General features: G+C 63.2%; 24 protein-coding genes. 18 read left to right on the top strand and 6 right to left on the bottom strand.

Annotated features, from left to right (window positions below; all coding sequences use genetic code 11):
* Window positions 1-139: 139 nt before the first annotated feature.
* Together A6B35_RS07785 and A6B35_RS07780 are read right to left on the bottom strand one after the other, a co-directional pair.
* On the bottom strand, window positions 140-658 hold the full coding sequence (locus tag A6B35_RS07785) for an A24 family peptidase (protein WP_006202958.1): 519 nt from the start codon (window positions 656-658) through the stop codon (window positions 140-142).
* A gap of 172 nt (window positions 659-830) precedes the next feature.
* Window positions 831-1,001: a Flp family type IVb pilin gene (locus A6B35_RS07780; protein WP_006202957.1), complete on the bottom strand. Its 171-nt coding sequence runs from the start codon at window positions 999-1,001 to the stop codon at window positions 831-833.
* A gap of 337 nt (window positions 1,002-1,338) precedes the next feature.
* On the opposite strand from A6B35_RS07780, the gene A6B35_RS07775 reads away from it, so the two are divergent.
* From A6B35_RS07775 to A6B35_RS07765, 3 genes are all read left to right on the top strand, one after another.
* Entirely contained in the window at window positions 1,339-1,761 is a 423-nt protein-coding gene (locus tag A6B35_RS07775) for a pilus assembly protein N-terminal domain-containing protein (protein WP_006202955.1), read from the top strand.
* 151 nt (window positions 1,762-1,912) lie between these two features.
* On the top strand, window positions 1,913-2,503 hold the full coding sequence (locus A6B35_RS07770) for a TadE/TadG family type IV pilus assembly protein (protein WP_006202954.1): 591 nt from the start codon (window positions 1,913-1,915) through the stop codon (window positions 2,501-2,503).
* Window positions 2,504-2,540: 37 nt separating this feature from the next.
* Window positions 2,541-3,161, top strand: a complete 621-nt coding sequence (locus A6B35_RS07765) for a TadE/TadG family type IV pilus assembly protein (RefSeq protein ID WP_040582983.1) — start codon at window positions 2,541-2,543, stop codon at window positions 3,159-3,161.
* 24 nt (window positions 3,162-3,185) lie between these two features.
* Here the strand turns inward: A6B35_RS07765 and A6B35_RS07760 are convergent, their stop codons facing one another.
* On the bottom strand, window positions 3,186-4,175 hold the full coding sequence (locus A6B35_RS07760) for a phosphate/phosphite/phosphonate ABC transporter substrate-binding protein (RefSeq protein ID WP_081482168.1): 990 nt from the start codon (window positions 4,173-4,175) through the stop codon (window positions 3,186-3,188).
* 134 nt (window positions 4,176-4,309) lie between these two features.
* Here A6B35_RS07760 and A6B35_RS07755 point away from each other — a divergent pair, with 134 nt between their 5' ends.
* The 12 genes from A6B35_RS07755 (at window position 4,310) to A6B35_RS07700 (ending at window position 16,172) form a co-directional block, all read left to right on the top strand.
* Entirely contained in the window at window positions 4,310-5,557 is a 1,248-nt protein-coding gene (locus tag A6B35_RS07755; RefSeq protein WP_006202951.1) for a phosphopentomutase, read from the top strand.
* Entirely contained in the window at window positions 5,541-6,431 is an 891-nt protein-coding gene (gene mutM, locus A6B35_RS07750) for a bifunctional DNA-formamidopyrimidine glycosylase/DNA-(apurinic or apyrimidinic site) lyase (RefSeq protein WP_006202950.1), read from the top strand. Before A6B35_RS07755 ends, mutM begins: the two co-directional genes overlap by 17 nt.
* A 46-nt stretch (window positions 6,432-6,477) precedes the next feature.
* Window positions 6,478-7,251, top strand: a complete 774-nt coding sequence (locus A6B35_RS07745) for an enoyl-CoA hydratase (protein ID WP_006202949.1) — start codon at window positions 6,478-6,480, stop codon at window positions 7,249-7,251.
* 147 nt (window positions 7,252-7,398) lie between these two features.
* The gene (rpsT, locus tag A6B35_RS07740) at window positions 7,399-7,665 is read left to right on the top strand and encodes a 30S ribosomal protein S20 (RefSeq protein ID WP_006202948.1); all 267 of its coding nucleotides are present in this window, start codon (window positions 7,399-7,401) and stop codon (window positions 7,663-7,665) included.
* Between the two features lie 843 nt (window positions 7,666-8,508).
* The gene (gene dnaA / locus A6B35_RS07735) at window positions 8,509-10,053 is read left to right on the top strand and encodes a chromosomal replication initiator protein DnaA (RefSeq protein ID WP_040582979.1); all 1,545 of its coding nucleotides are present in this window, start codon (window positions 8,509-8,511) and stop codon (window positions 10,051-10,053) included.
* Window positions 10,054-10,252: 199 nt separating this feature from the next.
* Complete coding sequence (dnaN, locus tag A6B35_RS07730; RefSeq protein ID WP_006202946.1) at window positions 10,253-11,371, top strand: DNA polymerase III subunit beta; 1,119 nt, start codon at window positions 10,253-10,255, stop codon at window positions 11,369-11,371.
* Window positions 11,372-11,469: 98 nt separating this feature from the next.
* The gene (gene recF, locus A6B35_RS07725) at window positions 11,470-12,630 is read left to right on the top strand and encodes a DNA replication/repair protein RecF (protein WP_040582978.1); all 1,161 of its coding nucleotides are present in this window, start codon (window positions 11,470-11,472) and stop codon (window positions 12,628-12,630) included.
* A gap of 31 nt (window positions 12,631-12,661) precedes the next feature.
* Window positions 12,662-13,417: a molybdopterin-synthase adenylyltransferase MoeB gene (locus A6B35_RS07720; protein ID WP_040582993.1), complete on the top strand. Its 756-nt coding sequence runs from the start codon at window positions 12,662-12,664 to the stop codon at window positions 13,415-13,417.
* A 4-nt stretch (window positions 13,418-13,421) separates the two neighbouring features.
* On the top strand, window positions 13,422-13,910 hold the full coding sequence (locus A6B35_RS07715) for a GNAT family N-acetyltransferase (protein WP_006202943.1): 489 nt from the start codon (window positions 13,422-13,424) through the stop codon (window positions 13,908-13,910).
* A complete protein-coding gene (locus A6B35_RS07710) occupies window positions 13,907-15,160 on the top strand; it encodes an aconitase X (RefSeq protein ID WP_006202942.1) in 1,254 nt (417 codons plus the stop codon). The genes A6B35_RS07715 and A6B35_RS07710 overlap by 4 nt, the downstream gene beginning before the upstream one ends.
* Window positions 15,157-15,597, top strand: coding sequence for an aconitase X swivel domain-containing protein (locus A6B35_RS07705; RefSeq protein WP_006202941.1), 441 nt, complete (start codon window positions 15,157-15,159; stop codon window positions 15,595-15,597). The genes A6B35_RS07710 and A6B35_RS07705 overlap by 4 nt, the downstream gene beginning before the upstream one ends.
* Window positions 15,594-16,172, top strand: coding sequence for a GNAT family N-acetyltransferase (locus A6B35_RS07700; RefSeq protein WP_006202940.1), 579 nt, complete (start codon window positions 15,594-15,596; stop codon window positions 16,170-16,172). The genes A6B35_RS07705 and A6B35_RS07700 overlap by 4 nt, the downstream gene beginning before the upstream one ends.
* A gap of 1 nt (window position 16,173) precedes the next feature.
* On the opposite strand, the gene A6B35_RS07695 is transcribed toward A6B35_RS07700, so the two are convergent.
* The gene (locus A6B35_RS07695; protein ID WP_006202939.1) at window positions 16,174-17,175 is read right to left on the bottom strand and encodes a 2-hydroxyacid dehydrogenase; all 1,002 of its coding nucleotides are present in this window, start codon (window positions 17,173-17,175) and stop codon (window positions 16,174-16,176) included.
* A gap of 156 nt (window positions 17,176-17,331) precedes the next feature.
* On the opposite strand from A6B35_RS07695, the gene A6B35_RS07690 reads away from it, so the two are divergent.
* A complete protein-coding gene (locus A6B35_RS07690; RefSeq protein WP_040582988.1) occupies window positions 17,332-17,889 on the top strand; it encodes an SH3 domain-containing protein in 558 nt (185 codons plus the stop codon).
* A gap of 81 nt (window positions 17,890-17,970) precedes the next feature.
* Here the strand turns inward: A6B35_RS07690 and A6B35_RS07685 are convergent, their stop codons facing one another.
* Together A6B35_RS07685 and irrA are read right to left on the bottom strand one after the other, a co-directional pair.
* Window positions 17,971-18,330 (bottom strand): DUF4260 domain-containing protein, encoded by a 360-nt coding sequence (locus tag A6B35_RS07685; protein WP_006202937.1) that lies wholly within the window; start codon window positions 18,328-18,330, stop codon window positions 17,971-17,973.
* 10 nt (window positions 18,331-18,340) lie between these two features.
* Window positions 18,341-18,772 (bottom strand): iron response transcriptional regulator IrrA, encoded by a 432-nt coding sequence (gene irrA / locus A6B35_RS07680; RefSeq protein WP_040582976.1) that lies wholly within the window; start codon window positions 18,770-18,772, stop codon window positions 18,341-18,343.
* Window positions 18,773-19,044: 272 nt separating this feature from the next.
* Between irrA and fabA the strand changes: the two genes are divergently transcribed.
* Window positions 19,045-19,563: a 3-hydroxyacyl-[acyl-carrier-protein] dehydratase FabA gene (gene fabA / locus A6B35_RS07675; protein WP_006202935.1), complete on the top strand. Its 519-nt coding sequence runs from the start codon at window positions 19,045-19,047 to the stop codon at window positions 19,561-19,563.
* A gap of 27 nt (window positions 19,564-19,590) precedes the next feature.
* Entirely contained in the window at window positions 19,591-20,811 is a 1,221-nt protein-coding gene (gene fabB / locus A6B35_RS07670; protein ID WP_006202934.1) for a beta-ketoacyl-ACP synthase I, read from the top strand.
* Window positions 20,812-20,814 lie beyond the last annotated feature (3 nt).

Raw genomic sequence — 20,814 nt, 5'->3', positions numbered from 1 at the left:
CGCAATCGTCAAAACAAGGTTAATGTAATGCTTACGATCGTGATTAATTTAAGGTTTACATAAATTAGAACGAACTGCCGCCGGCGCGCAAAAAAGGCGGCCGGGGCCGCCTTTTCGAAAGCGAAATCTGAAAAGCTGGCTAAGCTGCCAGCTGTGCCAGCGCCCACACCATCAGGGGCGAGTCCGGAAAGGTGAGCAGTCCGCCGAGGCCAAGCGCGATGCCATAGGGAACGCCGGACGTCTCGTCGGCGAAATGGCGCAGGAACGGGTTGTGGCCCGTATAGGTGGCGAGCGGCGATTTCCTGTAGACGAGGATGGCGATCGTCAAAAGGCCACCGATGATCGTCGAGGCCACGAGGTATTCGACAAGGTGAATGTTGAGCCCCATCCAGACGGCGGTGGCGGCCAGCAGCTTGGCGTCGCCGCCTCCCATACCGCCGAGCGCGAACAGACCAAAGGTCACGGCCAGCACCAGGCCGCCAGCGGCGAAATGCCAGCCATAGGTTGCCCAATCCATACCGGTCAGCGGCGCGACCAGGGCAAAGACGGCCACAAGCAGCACCGGCACGCGATTGGCGATTGTCATCGACAATGTGTCGGAGATCGCGGCGAAAAGCATGCAGAACGGAAAGACGACGAAGATCAGGGCTTCAAGCATGGGCGCGGCGCCTGTGGTCAAATGTGCCTGGAAGCAGCCTAGGCATGTTCGATTAACGATTGATGAGGCCGGGACTTCAAAAACCCCAGACATCACAAGATGCAGACGTCATAAAAACAAAGGGCCGCCAATGAGGCGGCCCTTGATTGAAAGCAACCAGGTTGCTTCGGTATTACGAACCGTTGATTTCCGAGGCGATGTTCGCGAACTTGGCGTTCAGAGCATTGCCGAGGGCGCCAGCGCCGACCATGATGGCGAGCGCAATGAGAGCAGCGATCAGACCATATTCGATGGCGGTCGCGCCGGATTCGTCCTTCACAAAACGTGCGATCAGGTTAGACATTCGAGAGCTCCTACTCCACTGTGTTACAGCACTTCCGTCAACTTCTCTTGCCGGTTGATCGGATGCTGCCAATCTAGGGAGAAGCTCTTTCGATCGGCTTAATAAACAGCCTTACCGATTCCTTTCCGGCACCGAACCCGTTGCGTGGTTAACCGTGAGCTAAACGCCGGGAAAGCGCGGAGATCGGCGCACCTTCAGTATTGCTAAAACAGCGCAGGCTGTGGCGCACCCGCGAGCTGGGCGCACCAATCCTTATCGCAACCAGCCCATGTTTAACTGTTGGTTCACCAATCTCGTTCATGTTCCGTTGAACAATTCGCCGCCTTGGAGCGTCTCAATGACCGGGTCGAGATCGTCATTCGCAGCTGCCGCGCTTCTCGCCGCATCTGCCTTCGTCATGCCGGCCAGGGCCGGATCCGGTATCGAAGTCACGATGAACCAGGCGAAGATCGTCAAATTGTCGCGCGCCGCCGACACCATCGTCGTCGGCAATCCAGCGATCGCCGATGCCGCCGTTCAGGATGCATCGACAATCGTTCTGACCGGCAAGGGATTTGGCGTCACCAACCTGGTTGTCCTCGACCAGGACGGCAGCCCGATCATCGACGAACAGGTCACGGTCGTGCGGCAGGATGCGTCCTCGGTCAGAATCTACAGGCGCTCCGAAATCCAGACCATGTCCTGCACGCCCTATTGCGAAAGCTCCTACAAGAGCGACAGCGAGAAGGCCTCGGAAGCCGAGATGAGCGCCGGCCACTGAGCGTCCCGGCGTCGGCAGATTGCGCGACGGCCGCCACGGTTAGCAGGCAGTTAAGGCCGGCTCGACGAATTTAGCGGTCATCCAAACCGGGTTTCAATGGGTCATCCCTAATGTGGCCGCCGACACCGCACAAGCATCGGCAGGAACGGACATGAGCAGGGATCCGGCACCCGAAGACGGCAATCGCAGCACCAGGCGGCCATGGTTCCGCTCCCGTTTCCTTGGCGACAAGCGCGGCAGCACGGCGATAGAATTTGCCATGCTTGCCCTGCCGTTCGCCCTTCTCGTCTTTGCCATCCTCGAGAGCTGCATCTCGTTTGCCGGACAGGAAGTGATGGCCAACGCCACGGACGACGTCGCCCGACAGCTGCGCACCGGCCAGTTGAGGCCGGCCGATGTAGCCGGGACCAAGTTGCGGGACCTCATCTGCAGCAGGCTTGAGATTATGGTCGCCAAGACCTGCCCGGGACTGCTGGTGGACCTGCGCGAGTATCCGACCTTTGCCGACGCCGCCACGGCGAGCTTCAGGATCGTGGACGGCGAGATCGTTCTGAAGCACGGCACGAATGCAACGAGCTTCGCCGTCACTCCCGGCCTGGCGGAATCGAGGAACATGCTGCGGGTGTTCTACAAATGGCCTGTCATGACCGATTTCATGGCCAAGTCGATGGCCAATCTCAAGGACGGTAACACGCTGCATTTCGCATCGGTGACCTGGCAGAACGAGCCGTTCGACAACTGAGATTGCAGGCTTGCTTTGGCAAAACGGGGGTAAAGGCATGTTTCGTGCGGGGGCACACCGGGGGATTTCAGCAGTCTGGACGAGAGCGATGCGGTTTTGCGCTGATCGCCGCGGCGTCGCGGCCATCGAGTTCGCCTTCATCGTGCCTGTCCTGCTCGTCATGTATTTCGTGACCATGGAGGCTTCGCAGGCCATCGAGACCAGCAAGAAGGTCAGTCGCATCGGCAGCATGGTGGCGGACCTCGTCACGCAGCAGAATACGATCACCAAGGCAGAGCTCGATGCGATCATGCAGATCGGCACAACAACCTTGCAGCCCTATAATCGCTCGACCCCGAAGATCGTCATCACAGCGATAGAGGTCTCGACGGATGCGACGCCGACGGTGAAGGTCGTGTGGTCGCGCAAGCTCGTCGATGGCACCCCGGACGTCGATGCCACCAAGGGCACCACCACCACGGTTCCCGCCACGCTGAAGGTTGCAGGCACTTTTCTTATTCGTGTCGAAAGCGATCTTGCCTACGAGCCGGTCATCACCTGGTCGGCGGACGGTCAGCAGCGTCTTGGGTTGACCTCGGCCTTCAACAAGATATCGATGGGCGAGACCTATTACCTGCGCCCCCGCCGCAGCACGACGATCCCCTGCGGCGACTGCTGAGTGGGCGCGGTCGGGCGCCAAGGATCATTGCTGGCCGTTCTTGCCTGACACAAACTGGACGATGGCCGCAGCCATCGCATAGTCCTTCGAAGAGGCAACGGCGAACCCGCCGGAGTGCGCCGCCTCAAGCAGATCGTAGACATCAGGCGTCATCGACTTGAGGTTGGTGAGGAAAACGGCGAGCCGGCGCTTGGCCTCGGGGTCGAGATCGCTGCGGACGGCATGCGGGCCGTATCTGAGCAAGCCGGACGTCCATACGACCTGAAGTTCGCTCTTCGAAAGACCCGCCGCTTCAAGCCTCGCCACGGTGCCGCCTGGGTCAGCCAGTTGGCCGTCCGGGACCGCCGATTGGCCGTCCGGCGTCGCGGGCTGGCCGTCCGCCATAGCTTCCACCCAACCGAACAGGGCATCGGCCTGGCCGTCGATGAGCATCGTTTCGGCCGCGGCGGCCGAGGCGGCGCGCACCAGATATGGCGCATCCTCGCTGAGCTCGACGCCATCCGCCTTGAGCCCGGCTAACGGCAACAGAGAACCGCCGATGCTGTCGGAAGGCGCGATCGCGATCCGGTGCGTCGCCATGGCGGCAAGATCCGGAACCTTGCCGTCGCGCGTCACGAGGACGGAGCGGATGCCGATGGCGCCGTCTTCATCGACCGGCGCCACGAGAGGTTCGACGCAGCCGCAGCGTTGCGCGGCAGTGGCGTAGGCCGTCGCCGAATAGACCGCGTATTCGATCCGGCCGCTTGCCTGCGCCTCGATCAGCGCCGCGTAGTCGCGGGCGACGACAAATTCCACCTTCATGCCGAGCGCCTTGGTGTAGGCGTCCGTCAGCAGCGCCAGGCCCGGAACGGTGTTGCCGGCCCCGGGTTCGGCGACGATGCCGATGCGGAACGTGCCGATGTCGTCGCGCCAGTCAGCATGCGCCGCGTTCGGCCATGATGCGGCCAGCAACGCAAACGCGGCCACGCATGCCTTCAAGGCGGGCCTCGCCGAAAATGCGCCACCATGTCTCATCCCTGCCCTGCCGCTTCGCCGTCCGGTCTCGCCCGACTATCGCGTCCAAGCCGTTGCCGTTTGGTTTCCGAATTGCCAATGGCGATGTGGAACCCTATGTCTGGGACCGCAGACAGGCAACACGATCCCATTCGATGGCACGCGCTTTCCTATTCGTTCTCGATTCCTTCGGCATCGGCGGCGCCGCCGATGCCGAGCGCTATGGCGATGCCGGCGCCGATACGTTCGGGCACATCGCCCTGGCCTGCGCGCAAGGCCACGCGGATCGCGAAGGCCTGCGCAAGGGGCCGCTCGCGGTGCCGAACATGGTCTCGCTCGGTCTCGACCGCGCGGCGGAAACCGCGACCGGTTTTCGATTCGACGGCAGCAAGATCCCGCTTGCCACGGCCATTCATGGCGCGGCGCAGGAGGTCTCGAGCGGCAAGGACACGCCCTCGGGTCATTGGGAAATCGCCGGCCTTCCGGTGCGCTTCGACTGGGGCTATTTTCCTCAGACGGTGCCGGCATTTCCGGCGGCCCTGACCGAGGCGATGATCCGGGAAGGAAAGGTGCCCGGCATTTTGGGCGATTGCCATGCGGCGGGAATCGAAATCATCGAGCGGTTCGGCGAGGAGCATATCCGCTCCGGCAAGCCGATCTGCTACACTTCGGTCGACTCCGTCCTGCAGATCGCCGCGCACGAAGCGCATTTCGGACTGGAGCGGCTCTACGCGTTCTGCAAGACCGTGCGCGGGCTGGTCGATCCGCTGAACATCGGCCGGGTGATCGCACGGCCTTTTGTCGGGGAAACCGTCGCTACCTTCGAGCGCACCTACAACCGCCGCGACTATGCGGTGCCGCCGCCGGAACCAACGCTGCTCGACCGGCTGACGCAACGCGGAAGCAAGGTCTTCGCGGTCGGCAAGATCGGCGACATCTTCGCGCATCGCGGCATCTCCGAAGTGCGCAAGGCCGCCGGCAACATGGCGATGTTCGACAAGGCGCTGGGTGCGATGGACGACGCTGGCGACGGTGATCTGGTGTTTGCCAATTTCGTCGATTTCGACACCGAGTTCGGTCATCGCCGCGACGTCGCCGGCTATGCGGCAGCACTCGAAGCCTTCGACCTTCGCCTGCCAGAGGCGCTTGCCAAACTGAAGCAGGGCGACCTGCTCTTCCTCACCGCCGACCACGGCAACGACCCGACATGGCGCGGCACCGACCACACGCGCGAACGCATTCCGGTGATCGGCGTCGGACAGGGGCTCACAGGGGGCAATATCGGGCTCAGAGCGACCTTCGCCGACATCGGCGAAACCGTCGCCGAACATCTCGGGCTGGCGCGTGGCCGTCACGGCACTTCTTTCTATGCGACGATAGGCGGCCATGCCCGAATTGCCTGAGGTCGAGACGGTCCGGCGCGGCCTGCAACCGGTTCTGGAAGGCGCCCGCCTCGTCCGCGTCGAGGCGCGCCGGCCCGATCTCAGGTTCCCGTTTCCCAAGGATTTCTCCGCGCGGCTGACCGGCAAGACCATCACCGCCCTAGGCCGGCGGGCCAAATATCTCACCATGCATATCGATGGTGGGCCGGTGCTGATCTGCCATCTCGGCATGTCGGGTTCGTTCCGCATCGAGACATCAGATGGCAGCGATATCCCGGGTGTATTCCATCACGAGCGTTCGAAAAGCGCTGCGCACGATCATGTCGTGTTCGATGTGGTCTCCGCCGAAGGCGCCCGCTCGCGCGTGATCTTCAACGACCCGCGCCGCTTCGGCTTCATGCTGTTTGCCGAAGGGACGCCCGACACGCATCCGATGCTGGCCGGGCTGGGCGTCGAGCCGACCGGCAATACGCTGGACGGCGTTCTGCTCGCCTCGCTGCTCGAAGGCCGCCGATCGCCGTTGAAGGCAGCGCTTCTCGACCAGCGTCTGATCGCAGGACTTGGCAATATCTATGTGTCGGAGGCGCTGTGGCGAGCCGGCCTGTCGCCGCTGCGTGAATCTGGCACGATCGCCAAGGCTGGAAAGAAGGCGGCGGGGCAGAGCGAACGCCTGGCCGGGGCGATCCGTTCAGTCATCGCCGATGCAATCGCCGCCGGCGGATCGTCGCTGCGCGACTATGTGCGGACGGACGGCTCGCTGGGCTATTTCCAGCATTCGTTCGCGGTCTACGACCGGGAAGGCGAACCATGCTCAACGCCCGGCTGCGGCGGCCAAATCGAGCGCATCGTGCAAAGCGGGCGCTCGACCTTCTATTGCCGGACCTGTCAGCGGTAAGCTAGGACCAGTCAACATCGATCGGCCGGAACGAGGAGGCGAAGCCATGGCCTATGAAACCATCATCGTGGAAACGCGCGGCAAGGTCGGGCTGATCATGCTGAACCGACCCAAGGCGCTCAACGCGCTGAACTCCCAGGTCATGGCGGAGGTGGTGGCGGCTGTGAACGGGTTTGGCACCGATGCCACGATTGGCGCCATGGTCATCACCGGTTCCGAGAAGGCCTTTGCGGCGGGCGCCGACATCAAGGAAATGCAGGCAATCACGTTCGTCGACGCCTATGTGCAGGACTTCTTCGTCGGCTGGGAAGAACTCGCGCGCACGCGAAAGCCTGTCATTGCCGCGGTTGCCGGCTATGCGCTTGGCGGCGGTTGCGAACTGGCAATGATGTGCGATTTCATCATCGCGGCCGACAATGCCAGGTTCGGCCAGCCCGAAATCACGCTCGGCGTCATGCCCGGCATGGGCGGATCGCAGCGGCTGACCCGCTTCGTCGGCAAGTCGAAGGCCATGGACATGTGCCTTACCGGGCGGATGATGGATGCGGCGGAGGCCGAGCGCTGCGGGCTGGTATCGCGCGTCGTGCCCGCCGGCGACCAGGTCGAGGAAGCACTGAAGGCTGCGGGCAAGATCGCCGAGTTTTCGCTGCCGTCGGTGATGATGACCAAGGAGGCGGTCAACCGCGCCTATGAGACAACGCTTGCCGAAGGGCTTCGCTTCGAACGGCGCCTGTTTCACTCGCTGTTTGCGCTGGACGACCAGAAGGAAGGCATGGCCGCCTTTGCCGAGAAGCGGAAGCCAAATTTCACCAACCGCTAAGCGGGCCAAAAAGAAGGCCAAGCGGCGTTGACGCGCCGGAAAAGCTGAACTATAAGCCGCTCCAACCGAGGCGGCCTTTGGCTGCCCGTTTGTTTTTTGCGCCCTGCGGCATCCCGCATGCGCCCACCAGATCAGAAGAGAGGCATCATGGCCAATACCTCCTCGGCCAAAAAGGCAACGCGCAAGATCGCCCGCCGCGCAGCGATCAACAAGAACCGCCGCTCGCGTGTCCGCACCTATGTCCGGCAGGTCGAAGAGGCGCTGGCCGCCGGCGACAAGACCGCGGCACTTGCCGCGTTCAAGGCCGCCGAGCCGGAATTGATGCGCGCCGCGACCAAGGGCGTGCTGCACAAGAATACGGCATCCCGCAAGGTGTCGCGCCTGGCCCACCGCCTCAAGGTGCTGTCGGCCTAATATTACATTTAACTAAACTTGGCTTGTTCAAACCCGGCGCATCGCGCCGGGTTTTTTCGTTTGCCGGCAAGTACTTAAAAAGAACGCCCGCAAAGCGCGTCTGGCTTGGATTTCAAAGTCCGGAAAGCTTTGCCGGCATATACATGCGCGCTGATACCCGGTTATGCCGAAAGTGGCAGGGTCGATAATTCGGGCTGACACAAATTCCATATATTTTTCAAATAGTTACAGATGGTGATCCACAGCTTGTTCACATCGCGTCCGGGCGATGGGGGACAAGTTGCTGTCAAGAGAATTATTTCAGAAAATTTCGCGTCGGGTGGCCATTTTCATATTCGCCGGAAAAGGGTTTGAATCACAATGGCTTTATCAAAATGTGCCGTTGCGGCATCTGCTCCGAACCCGTCTCCGCTAACCAGATTCGTTAAAAATTGGTTAGTCGTGGCCTTGCCCTATCCACAGCGATTTCGGTAATGTCCATCCATCGAAGGGACGGGCTTTTGGCTCTCAACCCAGCCTGAATTGGCCAGCACAAAATGGCAGAATTCATGACGTGGATCAATTCCGCGAACGGGTTCGATTTGTCTTTTCGAGGCGGTAGGGGACTGGCGTAACTGTACATGGCAGGTCGATGGCGCCGGCGTTTTCGCCGGATGGCATTGTATTGCCCTGGTGTCGAGACGGCCCGGCTTGCGAGAGCTGGCACCGGTCCCTTTGTGACGAGGCGACATTCACCTGCCGGCGGCGGCGGTGGTGTCGCAACGAAGATACGGTCGCCGGAAACATGGATGCAGGAGGCGCATCCCCGGCGGAAAAAGGGTACAAAGGACAAGGAACTCGATCATGCAGAGCGGCATCGAAAGGGAGCTAACGAGCGAACTCCCATTCCCAGCAACATTTGTCGGAGGGGACAGCATGGCGGCTTCCAGCGACGCGGAACAGAAGTTCGAGCGCGTCAAGACCCAGCTGAAGGCACGTCTCGGAGTCGAAGTCTATTCAAGCTGGTTCGGCCGCATGAAGGTTGCCGAAGCATCGCGCGGCATTGTGCGCATTTCCGTGCCGACGGCCTTCCTGCGGTCCTGGATCAACGGCCATTATCTCGACCTTATCGCGGAGCTGTGGAAGCACGAAGATCCCGAAATCCTCAAGATCGAGATCGTGGTGCGCACCGCCACGCGCCAGGGACGCAACGGCGTCGAGCCGGAGGCCGTTCCGGCGCGCAAGATGACCAGGCAGACGCAGACGACGCTGGCAGCCGGCACCGCGGGGCCCGGCAGGGTGGAACGGGCGCCGGCGCCTCGCCAGGGCACGCCCATCGAAGCCGAATACCGGCACAATGTGTTGGGTTCCCCGCTCGACCCACGCTACACTTTCGGCTCCTTCATCGAAGGGCCGTCGAACCGGGTGGCTTTTGCCGCCGCCAAGGCTGTTGCGGAATCGCAGTCGAGCGCGGTGCGTTTCAATCCGCTCTTCCTTCATGCAACGGTCGGCCTAGGCAAGACACACCTTTTGCAGGCGATCGCGGCCGAATCCCTGCGGCACAATCCGAAGTCGCGCGTCGTCTATTTGACGGCCGAGTATTTCATGTGGCGCTTCGCCACCGCCATCCGCGACAACAACGCGTTGACGCTGAAGGAACAGCTGCGCGACATCGATCTCCTGATCATCGACGACATGCAGTTCCTGCAGGGCAAGTCGATCCAGCATGAATTCTGCCATCTGATCAACATGCTGCTCGACAGCGCCAAGCAGGTGGTGGTTGCCGCCGACCGGCCGCCATCGGAGCTGGAATCGCTGGAGCCCCGTGTGCGCTCCCGTCTCAATGGCGGCGTTGCGCTCGAAATGTCGGCGCCCGACTTCGCCATGCGGATCGGCATGCTCAAGCTGCGTCTTGCCACCGCCAAGGTCGATGACGCCTCGCTCGACATTTCGGAGGAGATCCTCAACCATGTCGCCCGCACGGTGACGGGCAGCGGGCGCGAACTCGAAGGCGCCTTCAACCAGCTGTTGTTCCGCCAATCCTTCGAACCGCAGATCAGCATCGACCGCATCGACGAGATCCTCGGCCATATCTATCGTTCGGGCGAGCCGAAGCGGGTGCGCATCGAGGATATCCAGCGCATCGTGGCGCGCCACTACAATGTGTCGAAGACCGAGCTTCTGTCCAATCGGCGCACGCGCACCATCGTCAAGCCGCGGCAGGTCGCCATGTACCTGTCAAAGGTGATGACGCCGCGTTCGCTGCCGGAGATCGGGCGGCGCTTCGGCGGGCGCGACCACACCACGGTGCTGCATGCCGTGCGCAAGATCGAGGATCTTTCCGGCAACGACAACACGCTGGCGCAGGAACTGGAACTGCTGAGAAGGCTGATCAACGACCAGGCCTGATCGCATGGAAAACGCCGGCTGGCGCGCCGTGCCGGCTTTATCCCCAGAAAGCCCGCGTAACCGGCCTGAACCGGTGGCGCGGGCTTGCGTTTGCAGGCTTTTTCCTGTCAGCTTACGCAGATTCTGAGCCTGTTCAGACCTTTCGCGGGGCGCCGCCAGCCGGAGACCCGCTCATCCATTCAAGCGAGCCTGTTTCGTCATGCGTGTTATCCTGGAACGGTCAAATCTCCTGAAGTCGCTCAACCACGTTCACCGCGTAGTCGAACGACGCAACACCATACCGATCCTGTCCAACGTGCTGCTCAGCGCCGAAGGCGCCAGCCTTGAAATGAAGGCGACCGACCTCGACCTCGAGGTGACCGAAGCCACGCCCGCCAAGGTCGAGCGCGGCGGGGCGACGACGGTTCCGGCGCATCTGCTCTATGACATCGTGCGCAAGCTCGCCGATGGGGCGGAGGTGATGCTGAAGACCGACGAGGACGGCAACGCCATGACGGTGACGTCGGGCCGTTCGAGCTTCCGCCTGCAATGCCTGCCGCAGTCCGATTTCCCGGAACTCTCGGCCGGCTCCTTCTCGCATATCTTCCGGCTCGATTCGGTCGGTTTGAAGGGCCTGATCGAGAAGACCCAGTTCGCCATCTCGACCGAAGAGACGCGCTACTATTTGAACGGCATCTATCTGCACACGCATGAGGCCGGCGGCAAGCTGAAGCTGCGCTCGGTTGCCACCGACGGCCATCGCCTGGCGCGCGCCGAGATCGACGCGCCGGCAGGCTCCGAGGGCATGCCCGGCATCATCATCCCGCGCAAGACGGTCAGCGAGCTGCAGAAGCTGGTCGATGACCCGGACGTGGCCGTGACCACCGAACTGTCCGACACCAAGATCCGCTTCACCATCGGCAGCGTCGTTCTGACCTCGAAGCTGATCGACGGCACCTTCCCCGACTACCAGCGTGTCATTCCGACCGGCAATGACAAGAAGCTGATCATCGACCGCCAGTCCTTCGCCGCCGCCGTCGATCGCGTCTCGACCATTTCGTCCGAGCGCGGCCGGGCGGTGAAGCTTTCGATCGCCGAAGGCCAGGTCACGCTTGCGGTCAACAATCCGGATTCGGGCAGCGCCACCGAGGAACTGGCGGCCGACTATTCGTCCGATCCGATCGAGATCGGCTTCAATGCCAAATATCTGCTCGACGTTGCCGCGCAATTGACCGGCACGGAAGCGAAATTTATGCTGGCGGATGCCGGCTCGCCGACGCTGATCCACGACATGGCCGACGAAACCGCTCTTTACGTGCTGATGCCGATGCGGGTGTAGGCCCGAACGAGGCCTATGCGAGAAATCACCCTTCTTCGTCCTGCCGGACATCTCCTCTGCATACAGGGAGGTGGAGATCGGCACGCCATTTTGCTGCCGTGACCGCAAAACAGTCTCAAAAGCAAACCTATGTAAGTAAGCTAACGCTTACTAATTTCCGCAACTATGCGGCGTTGACGATCGACCTTGCGCCAGGCGCCGTGGTGCTTTCCGGCGACAATGGCGCCGGCAAGACCAATCTCCTGGAAGCGGTCTCGCTGCTGACGCCGGGCCGCGGCCTGCGCCGCGCACCTTATGCCGACGTGGCGCGCGACGGTGGCGATGGCGGCTTTGCCCTGCACGCCCTGATCGAAGGGGCGGAAGGCGAGGTTGAAATCGGCACCGGCGTCGCCGGCGGCGACAATGCCGGCGAAGGCGGCAGGCGGGTGCGGATCAATGGCGCGGCCGCACGATCGGCCGAGGACATGCTGGAATGGCTGCGCGTCGTCTGGCTGACGCCAGCGATGGACGGCCTGTTCCCGGGGCCGGCCGCCGACCGCCGGCGCTTTCTCGACCGGCTGGTGCTGGCGATCGACCCCGGGCATGGCCAGCGCGCGCTCGACTATGAAAAGGCCATGCGCGGCCGTAACCGTTTGCTTACGGAAGGATCGCGCGATAGCGCCTGGTTCGATGCGATCGAGACGCAGATGGCCGAGACTGGCGTGGCGATTGCCGCGGCCAGGGCTGAACTGGTGCGCCTGCTCGCCGCCATGATCGACAGGCTGCCCGATAGCGGCCCATTCCCGCAGGCAGACATTGGCCTCTCCGGCGAACTGGAAGAGCAGGTGGCCACCACGCCTGCCGTCGACGTCGAGGAGCGGTTCCGCGCAGCGCTTGCCGGCGGCCGCGACCGCGACCGCGCCGCCGGGCGCACGCTGGAAGGCCCGCACCGTTCCGACCTCGTCGTGCGGCACCGGCCCAAGGCGATGCCGGCCGAACTTTGTTCGACCGGCGAGCAGAAGGCACTGCTGGTCGGCATCGTGCTTTCGCATGCAAGGCTGACCGGCGAGATGTCGGGCATGACGCCGATCCTGCTGCTCGACGAGATCGCGGCGCATCTCGACGCCGGCCGGCGTGCGGCGCTGTTCTCGATCCTGGAAGAACTCAACTGCCAGGCCTTCATGACCGGAACCGATGCGGCGCTGTTTTCCAGTCTCGCTGGAAGGGCGCTGTTCCTGACGGTCGATCACGGCACGGTTGGGCCAACCGAAGCCTCCTGACAAGGTTTTTGCGCCGCTATATGGTCCGGCAATGACCGCTACCGCCCTTTCCGACGAAGAACTCGAACGCTATGCCCGCCACATCGTGCTGCCCGAGATTGGCGGTGCCGGCCAGCAGAAGCTGAAGCGCGCGCGGGTGCTGGTCATTGGCGCCGGAGGGCTGGGGGCACCGGTGCTGGAATATCTCGCCGCCGCCGGCGTCGGCACGCTCGGCATCGTCGACGACGACGACGTCTCGCTGTCCAACCTGCAACGGCAGGTCATCCATGACACAGAGACGATCGGCATGGCGAAAACCGACAGCGCGAAGGCGGCCATCGCGCGCATCAACCCCAATGTCGCGGTGGAACTGCACCAGCTTCGGCTGACGACTGACAACGCCCCTGCCCTTGTAGCGCGCTACGACATGGTCGTCGATGGCTCCGACAATTTCGAAACGCGCTACGCGCTTGCCGACGCCTGCGCCGCAGAAAAACGGCCGCTGGTTCACGCCGCCGTCGGCCGCTTCGACGGTTCGCTGACCGTGCTGAAGCCGTTCGAGGCCGGCGCGGACGGCAGGCCGAACCCAGGCTATCGCGATCTCTTCCCCGAGGCGCCGCCGCCGGGACTGGTGCCGTCCTGTGCGGTGGCCGGTGTGGTCGGCGCGCTGACCGGCGTCGTCGGCACGCTGCAGGCGATGGAGGCTATCAAGTTGATCACCGGCATTGGTGAGCCTCTGGTCGGCCGGCTGCTGCTCTACGATGCGCTCTCGGCGCGCTTCGACACCATCCGCTACAAGAGAAACTGACCGCATGGATCAGACGACCGGTGCCTTCGTCACGCAAATCCCAGTTGATTTCAGGCGCTGGGACGAGGTGCTTTCGCTGATCCTACGCGCCTTCGCGTACATGGATGGCATCATCGATCCGCCATCCTCGGCGCATCTGCTGACCGCCGAAAGGCTGAAGGACAAGGCCCGACAGGAGACGGGTTTTTTGGCGCTGGAAGCTGGCCGGATCGTCGGCTGCATCTTCGTCCTGGAGCGGGCTGATGATTTCTATGTCGGCAAGCTCGCCGTCGAGCCGGGTCTTCAGGGGCAAGGCGTCGGCAGGCGGCTGATGCTAGCCGCCGAGCATCTTGCGCTGAGCCACGGCAAGTGCGCCATCGAGTTGCAGACCCGCGTTGAACTGAGCGGAAATCACGCCGCCTTCTCCCGGCTCGGCTTTCGTGAGACCGGACGCACGGCGCATACGGGCTATGACCGGCCGACTTCGATCACAATGCGCAAGGTGCTTTCGTGAGCCTTATCCTCAGTCCGGAAGAACAGGCGATCGCCTCCGGCAAGGACGGCGCGGCGACGGCGATGCGCATCGTTGCCGACAGCGCCCGCCTGCTCGGTGCGCCGCGGCTGATTCCGATCGCCTCGGCGCATATTGACGGGGCGCTCTATCATGGCGATTCCGGCACGTTGTTCGCCGAGAGGCTGGTCGAGGGCGGCGCCCGGGTTTCGGTGCGCTCGACGCTCAATGTCGGGGCGCTTGACCTGATGGGCTGCTCGCGCATCCGCCTCAAGGAGCCGGCGCGCGGCATGGCGCGGCGGATGATGGAGGCCTATCGCAAGCTCGGCTGCGAGCAGAGCTGGACCTGCGCGCCCTACCAGGCGGGGCATCGGCCGGCGCTGGGCAGCGATGTCGCCTGGGGCGAATCCAACGCCGTGGTGTTCTGCAATTCGGTGCTGGGCGCGCGCACCAACCGCTATGGCGACTTCCTCGACATCGCTTGCGCCATATCAGGCCGCGCGCCGGACTACGGCCTGCACCGCACCGAGGGCCGGCGGGCGCGGCTGGTGTTCGACGTCTCGGGGCTTTCCGCATCGTTCCTTGGCTCCGAGATCGCCTGGCCGGTGTTGGGCAGCCTCTATGGCCGCGAGGTCGGCAACACAATCGGCGTCGTCACCGGCGTGCCGGGCCATCCCGGCGAAGACGCGCTGAAGGCGTTCGGCGCGGCCGCCGCCTCATCCGGCGCGGTCGGCCTTTTCCACATTGCCGGCGTGACGCCCGAGGCGCCCGATCTTTTGACCATTCTGGACGGCGCAGCACCGGAAACGGTCGTTCGTGTCACGCCGGAGATGGCGGCGAAGGCCCGTGCTGGCTTGTCGACGGCGACAGCAGCGAAGACCATCGATGCTGTGGCAATCGGCAGCCCGCACCTGTCGCTCGACGAGTTCGACTTGCTGGAGCGGCTGATCGCCGGACGGCGGCTCAGCGTGCCGATCTATGCCTGCACCGGGCGCCACGTGCTTTCGTCGCTGGAGAAGAACGGTCGGCGCAAGACGCTGGAAGCAAGCGGGGTGATCATCGTCGCCGACACCTGCGTGGTGGTGACGCCGATCATGCCCGAGCTTGCCGGCGGCATACTGATGACCAACTCCGGAAAATTCGCGCATTACGCGCCGGGCAATACCGGTTACGCCGTGCTTTACGGCTCCTTGGCCGATTGCGTCGAAAGCGCGGTACTCGGTAAGCCGGCATTTACGGACATCGCCGCATGAGCGCGATGGCCGAGATCCTGGTGCCGGGCCGCGCCGGCGAAGGCGAGGCGCTGGTGCTGACGGCGCCGATCAGCTTCTGGGGCGGCGTCGACCCGAAGACGGGCCGCATCGCCGATGTCCGCCATCCGCAGCACGGGCAGAACCTTGAGAGGCGGGTGCTGTTCCTGCCCGGCACGATCGGCTCGTCCTCGGCCTCCGCCGTGCTGCTGGAACTGGTCCACAACGGCCACGCGCCAGCGGCGCTGGTACTGCACGAACCGGACGCGATCTTGCTGCTCGGCCTGATCGTCGCCAGGGAAATGGGCTGGGAGACGCCGATGGCGCTCAGGCTCGGTCGCGATCAGTTCGACCGGTTTCGAGGAAGAAGGCCCGGCATCAAGACCGATGGGTCAATCATTTTGGACACCGACGCGGGGAAGAGTGCTTGCAATCCATGAACACCCGGGTCCGCCCCGCCACCAGCAATGACGCGCTTCACGTGGCTGCGTTCGTGGATATTGCCGGCCACGGCATCGATCTCGAAAACTGGATCAGGAGCAGCGGGGATGATCACGCGGTCCTTGAAGCGGCACGGCGGGCGGCATCCGCCGACTTGAATTCGCCCTACCACTTTTCAAAGGCTCACCTCATTGAAGTGGACGGTATCGTCGCCGGCGGCTTGGTCGGAGAACTGCTTACGGAACACGACCACTATGCAGCGGAAATTTCACCCGCGCTGATGCCGCTTGTGACGCTGGAAACGCGACTCGTCGGCTACTGGTCAATCCTGGCAATTGCCGTCTACTTCGAATTTCGCGGCAGGGGACTGGCAATGCAGCTGCTTTCTCACGCCGGCGAACTGGCTGGCGCGGCTGGAGCAGAAGGGCTGTGCCTGGTCGTCGAAGACACCAACCTTTCGGCAATTTTCGTCTACGAACGGCTTGGGTTCGTCATTGCCGACAGACTTCCCTGGGTCGCCTATGGCGGCAGAAGCGGTCCGCGCGAATGGGTGATGATGAAGCGCGACTTCTGAATTAGGTTCGCAGCGGCAGCACACGGTCCGGCGGGCGATGGCCATCGACGAAGGCGCGGATGTTGATGATCACCTTCTCGCCCATGTCGATGCGGCCCTCGAGCGTCGCCGAGCCCATATGCGGCAAGAGCACGACCTTGCCCTTTGCCGCGAGCTTCAGAAGCTTGCTGTTCAGCGCCGGCTCGTGCTCGTAGACGTCGAGCGCGGCGCCGGCGATCTTGCCGTCGTGGATCAGCTTGATCAGCGATTCCTCGTCGATGATGTCGCCGCGCGCGGTATTGACGATGTAGGCTGACGGCTGCATCAGCGCCAGCCGCCGCGCCGACAGCAGGTGGAACGTCGCCGGCGTCGACGGGCAGTTGACCGAGATGATGTCCATGCGGGCCAGCATCTGGTCGAGGCTTTCCCAATAGGTCGCCTCCAACTCGTCTTCCACCGCCGGCAGTACGCGGTGGCGGTTGTGATAGTGGATCGACAGGCCGAAGGCCTTGGCACGCCTGGCGACGGCGGTGCCGATGCGGCCCATGCCGACGATGCCGAGCCGTTTGCCCCAGATGCGGCGGCCGAGCATCCAGGTCGGCGACCAGCCAGCCCATTTCTTGTCGCTGGTCAGCACGTTGGCGCCTTCCGCCAGGCGCCGCGGCACTGCCAGCATCAGCGCCATGGTCATGTCGGCCGTGTCCTCGGTCAGCACGTTCGGCGTATTGGTGACGGTGATGCCCTTCTTGGCCGCCGCCTCCACATCGATCTTGTCGACGCCGTTGCCGAAATTGGCGATCAGCTTGAGATTGTCGCCGGCCTGGGCGATCAGCGCCGCGTCGATATTGTCGGTGATCGTCGGCACGAGGACGTCGGCCTCCTTGATCGCCGCGACCAGTTCGGGCTGCGTCATCGGCCTGTCCTCGACATTCAGCCTTGCGTCGAACAGTTCGCGCATGCGGGTTTCGACCGGGTCGGGCAGCTTGCGCGTGATGACGACGAGGGGCCTTTTCTTGCCTGCCATTGTTTCCTCGAACCCGATCTCGTTGAGACCTCTTTAACCAAGACAGGCGAAAATCGAAGCCGGTCGCGGTGCCTGCCACTCTGTAACAAGCGGTGCCGCCGAAGACAAAGAAAAAGGGGCGCCGGTGCCGACGGGCAAGCGCCGAAAGGAATGAAAGTGTCTGGTTTCGCGTCGCTCCGCCTGGCCTTCAGCGCAGCAGTCCTCGGCACCCTCCTTTGTTCCCCGCAAACGGTGGCGCAAAGCGCCGCGGCCCCCGCGCAGACGATCACGCTCGGGCCGAGCGGCCTGCCGCTGCCGCGTTTCGTCAGCCTGAAATCGGGTCGCGTCAACGCGCGCGTCGGCCCCGGCGCCAACTACTCCGTCAACTGGATGTACATGAAGGCCGGGCTGCCGATGGAAATCATCCAGGAATTCGATACCTGGCGCCGCGTGCGCGATGCCGACGGTTCGGAAGGCTGGATCAACCAGTCGCTGCTGTCTGGCCGCCGCACGGCGATCGTCGCGCCCTGGCAACGCGGCAAGGGCGGACGAATCAACCTGCTTGACGACAAGGACAAGGACGCCAGCGTGGTGGCCATCATCGAGCCGGGGGTCATGGGGTCGATCAAGACCTGCGACGGCCAGTGGTGCGAAATGACCTTCGACGGCCACACCGGCTGGCTCCCCCAATCGGTCGTCTGGGGCGCCTATCCGGGCGAACACGTCAAGAACTGAGGTTTCTTGTCTGGACCATGATCGTATCCGAGCCGTAGGTCAGCGCAGCAAAAACCGGTTTCCACTTTTCGGGATCATGGTCTAGCGCCCGATGCGGCCGAGATGGGTGTGCTGAAAACCGCTCGACAGATTGAGGCCGTAACCCAGCGCGCGGTCGACGGCGATGTGGATGACCCAGGTCAGGGCGATCGCGGTCGCCATCGGATTGGCAAGGACGTGGCCGGCAAGCGCCAGCAGCAGCGGGACGATCAGGATGTGCAGCGCGTTGTAGGCGACGGCACCGACGCGCGGCCCGCCGAGATAGCCCAGCATCGACAGGTCCGGCGCCAGGATGAGCAAGGCAAACAGCCACCACGAGACACCGGCCATCGCGTAGAGGACGAGCGCAACCACCGCAACGGCAATCCACTCGAGCCGGACTGCCAGGTCGACTGGTCTCATCGAGCGCGGATCAATCGCGGCGCTTCGGGCGCAGCCTCACCACGATGTCGACATTGGCGATCTCCATGCCCTCCGGTGGGTCGGGCAGGTTGGAAACCGTCACCGGACCGCTGGCGATATCGAAGATGCGGTTTTCGCCTTCGATATAGAAATGATGGTGATCGGAGGTGTTGGTGTCGAAATAGGTCTTCGAGCCCTCGACGGCCAGGATGCGCAGCAGGCCCGCTTGGGTGAACTGGTGAAGGGCATTGTAGACGGTGGCAAGCGACACCGGCACGCCGGCGGCGATCGCCTCTTCATGCAGTTCCTCGGCCGAAAGATGACGATCGCCCTTGGCGAAAAGCAGATCGGCCAGCGCGATGCGCTGGCGTGTCGGCCTCAGGCCGGCTTCGCGAACCCGCTTGTCCACAGCGACATTATCCTTCCGGCAGCCCTGATCCATCCTATCCGTCGAAACTCGCGGTTCGGCCCCAAGAACCCGCCCAGAATGGCGAAAAAACGGCATCGGCCGAAACTGGACAGCTCCTGACATATATTCTGTCGGCCGAATTCGATCAATAGAGCAACATGCGCGCAGATATCCCGGTGCGCATTGACCCCGGCAGGCGGGCGGGTTAAGCGCAGACGCCGGTTTCCGGCCATAAACAGACTGTGTTAGGAAACCAACGACAAAGGGCGCCCTGCCGCCCAGGACGATCACGGGGACGAAAATTGATGGCAGGTTCGAAGTCCAGCTACGATTACGAGGAACTGCTTGCCTGCGCCCGCGGCGAGCTGTTCGGACCGGGAAATGCGCAGCTGCCCTATCCGCCGATGCTGATGTTCGACCGCATCACCGAGATCAGCGAAACCGGCGGCGCGTTCGACAAGGGCTTCATCCGCGCCGAATTCGACATCAAGCCGGACCTGTGGTTTTTCGCCTGTCATTTCATCGGCAACCCGATCATGCCGGGCTGCCTCGGCCTCGATGCCATGTGGCAGCTGACCGGCTTCTACCTCGGCTGGCTCGGCGAGCCCGGCAAGGGAATGGCGCTGTCGACCGGTGAGGTGAAGTTCAAAGGCATGGTGACGCCGTCGGTCAAGAAGGTCGAGTACGGCATCGATTTCAAGCGCGTGATGCGCGGCCGGCTGGTGCTCGGCATCGCCGATGGCTGGCTCAAGGCGGACGGCGAACCCATATACGCGGCAACGGATCTCAAGGTAGGTCTGTCAAAGCAGTCGGCGGTCGCCTGATCGCCACCAGACACTAAGGAGCAGCCCATGAGACGGGTCGTAGTGACAGGCCTCGGCATCGTGTCGTCGATCGGCAACAATGCCAATGAGGTGCAGGCCTCGCTCCATGATGCCAAGTCCGGCATCAGCTTCTCGGATTCATTCGCCGAACACGGCTTCCGCTGCCAGGTCTGGGGCGCCCCGTCGCTCGACCCGTCGGCCATGATCGACCGGCGCGCCATGCGCTTCCTGTCGCAAGGCGCGGCCTGGAACCACGTCGCCATGGACCAGGCGATCGCGGACGCCGGCCTTGGCGAGAGCGACATCACCAATGAGCGCACCGGCATCGTCATGGGCTCGGGCGGACCGTCGACGCGCACCATCGTCGAGGCGGCCGAAACGACGCTCAAGAACAACAGCCCCAAGCGCATCGGCCCGTTCGCGGTGCCAAAGGCGATGTCGTCGACCGCGTCGGCGACTTTAGCCACCTGGTTCAAGATCCACGGCGTCAATTATTCGATCTCGTCCGCCTGCTCGACCTCGGCGCACTGCATCGGCAATGGCTACGAGCTGATCCAGTGGGGCAAGCAGGACATGGTCTTTGCCGGCGGTCACGAAGACCTCGACTGGACGATGTCGGACCTGTTCGACGCCATGGGCGCCATGTCGTCGAAGTTCAACGACAGGGCGTCGGCCGCTTCACGTGCCTATGACGTCAATCGCGACGGTTTTGTCATCGCCGGCGGCGCCGGCGTGCTGGTGCTGGAAGAGCTCGAGCACGCCAAGGCGCGCGGCGCCAAGATCTATGCCGAGATCGTCGGCTATGGCGCGACTTCGGACGGCTACGACATGGTGGCGCCCTCGGGCGAAGGCGCGGTGCGCTGCATGCGCCAGGCGCTGGCCACGGTTTCCTCGCCGGTCGACTACATCAACACGCATGGCACTTCGACGCCGGTCGGCGATTCCAAGGAGATGGGCGCCATCCGCGAAGTGTTCGGCGACAAGATGCCTTTCATCACCTCTACCAAGTCGCTGACCGGCCATTCGCTGGGCGCGGCCGGCGTACAGGAATCGATCTACTCGATCCTGATGATGCAGGGCGGCTTCATCGGCGAGAGCGCCCATATCGAAGAACTCGATCCCGAATTCGAGGGCATGCCGATCGTACGCAAGCGCATCGACAACGCCAGGATCGACACCGTTTTGTCCAATTCGTTCGGTTTCGGTGGCACCAACGCAACGCTGATTTTCCAGCGCTATTCGGCATAAGGA

Origin of the sequence: Mesorhizobium amorphae CCNWGS0123 (genome assembly GCF_001686985.1) — a bacterium.
Classification (GTDB): Bacteria; Pseudomonadota; Alphaproteobacteria; order Rhizobiales; family Rhizobiaceae; genus Mesorhizobium; species Mesorhizobium amorphae.
Note: the sequence above shows the minus strand (reverse complement) of the source record. Positions and strands in the feature narration are given on the sequence as shown.

Coding starts and splice junctions, on each gene's coding strand:
- A6B35_RS07715 (WP_006202943.1), top strand. CDS start 13,422: ATGGATCAGACGACCGGTGCCTTCGTCACGCAAATCCCAGTTGATTTC.
- A6B35_RS07770 (WP_006202954.1), top strand. CDS start 1,913: ATGAGCAGGGATCCGGCACCCGAAGACGGCAATCGCAGCACCAGGCGG.
- A6B35_RS07785 (WP_006202958.1), bottom strand. CDS start 658: ATGCTTGAAGCCCTGATCTTCGTCGTCTTTCCGTTCTGCATGCTTTTC.
- A6B35_RS07695 (WP_006202939.1), bottom strand. CDS start 17,175: ATGGCAGGCAAGAAAAGGCCCCTCGTCGTCATCACGCGCAAGCTGCCC.
- A6B35_RS07775 (WP_006202955.1), top strand. CDS start 1,339: ATGACCGGGTCGAGATCGTCATTCGCAGCTGCCGCGCTTCTCGCCGCA.
- fabA (WP_006202935.1), top strand. CDS start 19,045: ATGGCAGGTTCGAAGTCCAGCTACGATTACGAGGAACTGCTTGCCTGC.
- A6B35_RS07700 (WP_006202940.1), top strand. CDS start 15,594: ATGAACACCCGGGTCCGCCCCGCCACCAGCAATGACGCGCTTCACGTG.
- mutM (WP_006202950.1), top strand. CDS start 5,541: ATGCCCGAATTGCCTGAGGTCGAGACGGTCCGGCGCGGCCTGCAACCG.
- A6B35_RS07765 (WP_040582983.1), top strand. CDS start 2,541: ATGTTTCGTGCGGGGGCACACCGGGGGATTTCAGCAGTCTGGACGAGA.
- dnaA (WP_040582979.1), top strand. CDS start 8,509: ATGCAGAGCGGCATCGAAAGGGAGCTAACGAGCGAACTCCCATTCCCA.
- dnaN (WP_006202946.1), top strand. CDS start 10,253: ATGCGTGTTATCCTGGAACGGTCAAATCTCCTGAAGTCGCTCAACCAC.
- A6B35_RS07685 (WP_006202937.1), bottom strand. CDS start 18,330: ATGAGACCAGTCGACCTGGCAGTCCGGCTCGAGTGGATTGCCGTTGCG.
- rpsT (WP_006202948.1), top strand. CDS start 7,399: ATGGCCAATACCTCCTCGGCCAAAAAGGCAACGCGCAAGATCGCCCGC.
- A6B35_RS07720 (WP_040582993.1), top strand. CDS start 12,662: ATGACCGCTACCGCCCTTTCCGACGAAGAACTCGAACGCTATGCCCGC.
- fabB (WP_006202934.1), top strand. CDS start 19,591: ATGAGACGGGTCGTAGTGACAGGCCTCGGCATCGTGTCGTCGATCGGC.
- A6B35_RS07760 (WP_081482168.1), bottom strand. CDS start 4,175: ATGAGACATGGTGGCGCATTTTCGGCGAGGCCCGCCTTGAAGGCATGC.
- A6B35_RS07780 (WP_006202957.1), bottom strand. CDS start 1,001: ATGTCTAACCTGATCGCACGTTTTGTGAAGGACGAATCCGGCGCGACC.
- A6B35_RS07705 (WP_006202941.1), top strand. CDS start 15,157: ATGAGCGCGATGGCCGAGATCCTGGTGCCGGGCCGCGCCGGCGAAGGC.
- A6B35_RS07755 (WP_006202951.1), top strand. CDS start 4,310: ATGGCACGCGCTTTCCTATTCGTTCTCGATTCCTTCGGCATCGGCGGC.
- irrA (WP_040582976.1), bottom strand. CDS start 18,772: ATGGATCAGGGCTGCCGGAAGGATAATGTCGCTGTGGACAAGCGGGTT.
- A6B35_RS07745 (WP_006202949.1), top strand. CDS start 6,478: ATGGCCTATGAAACCATCATCGTGGAAACGCGCGGCAAGGTCGGGCTG.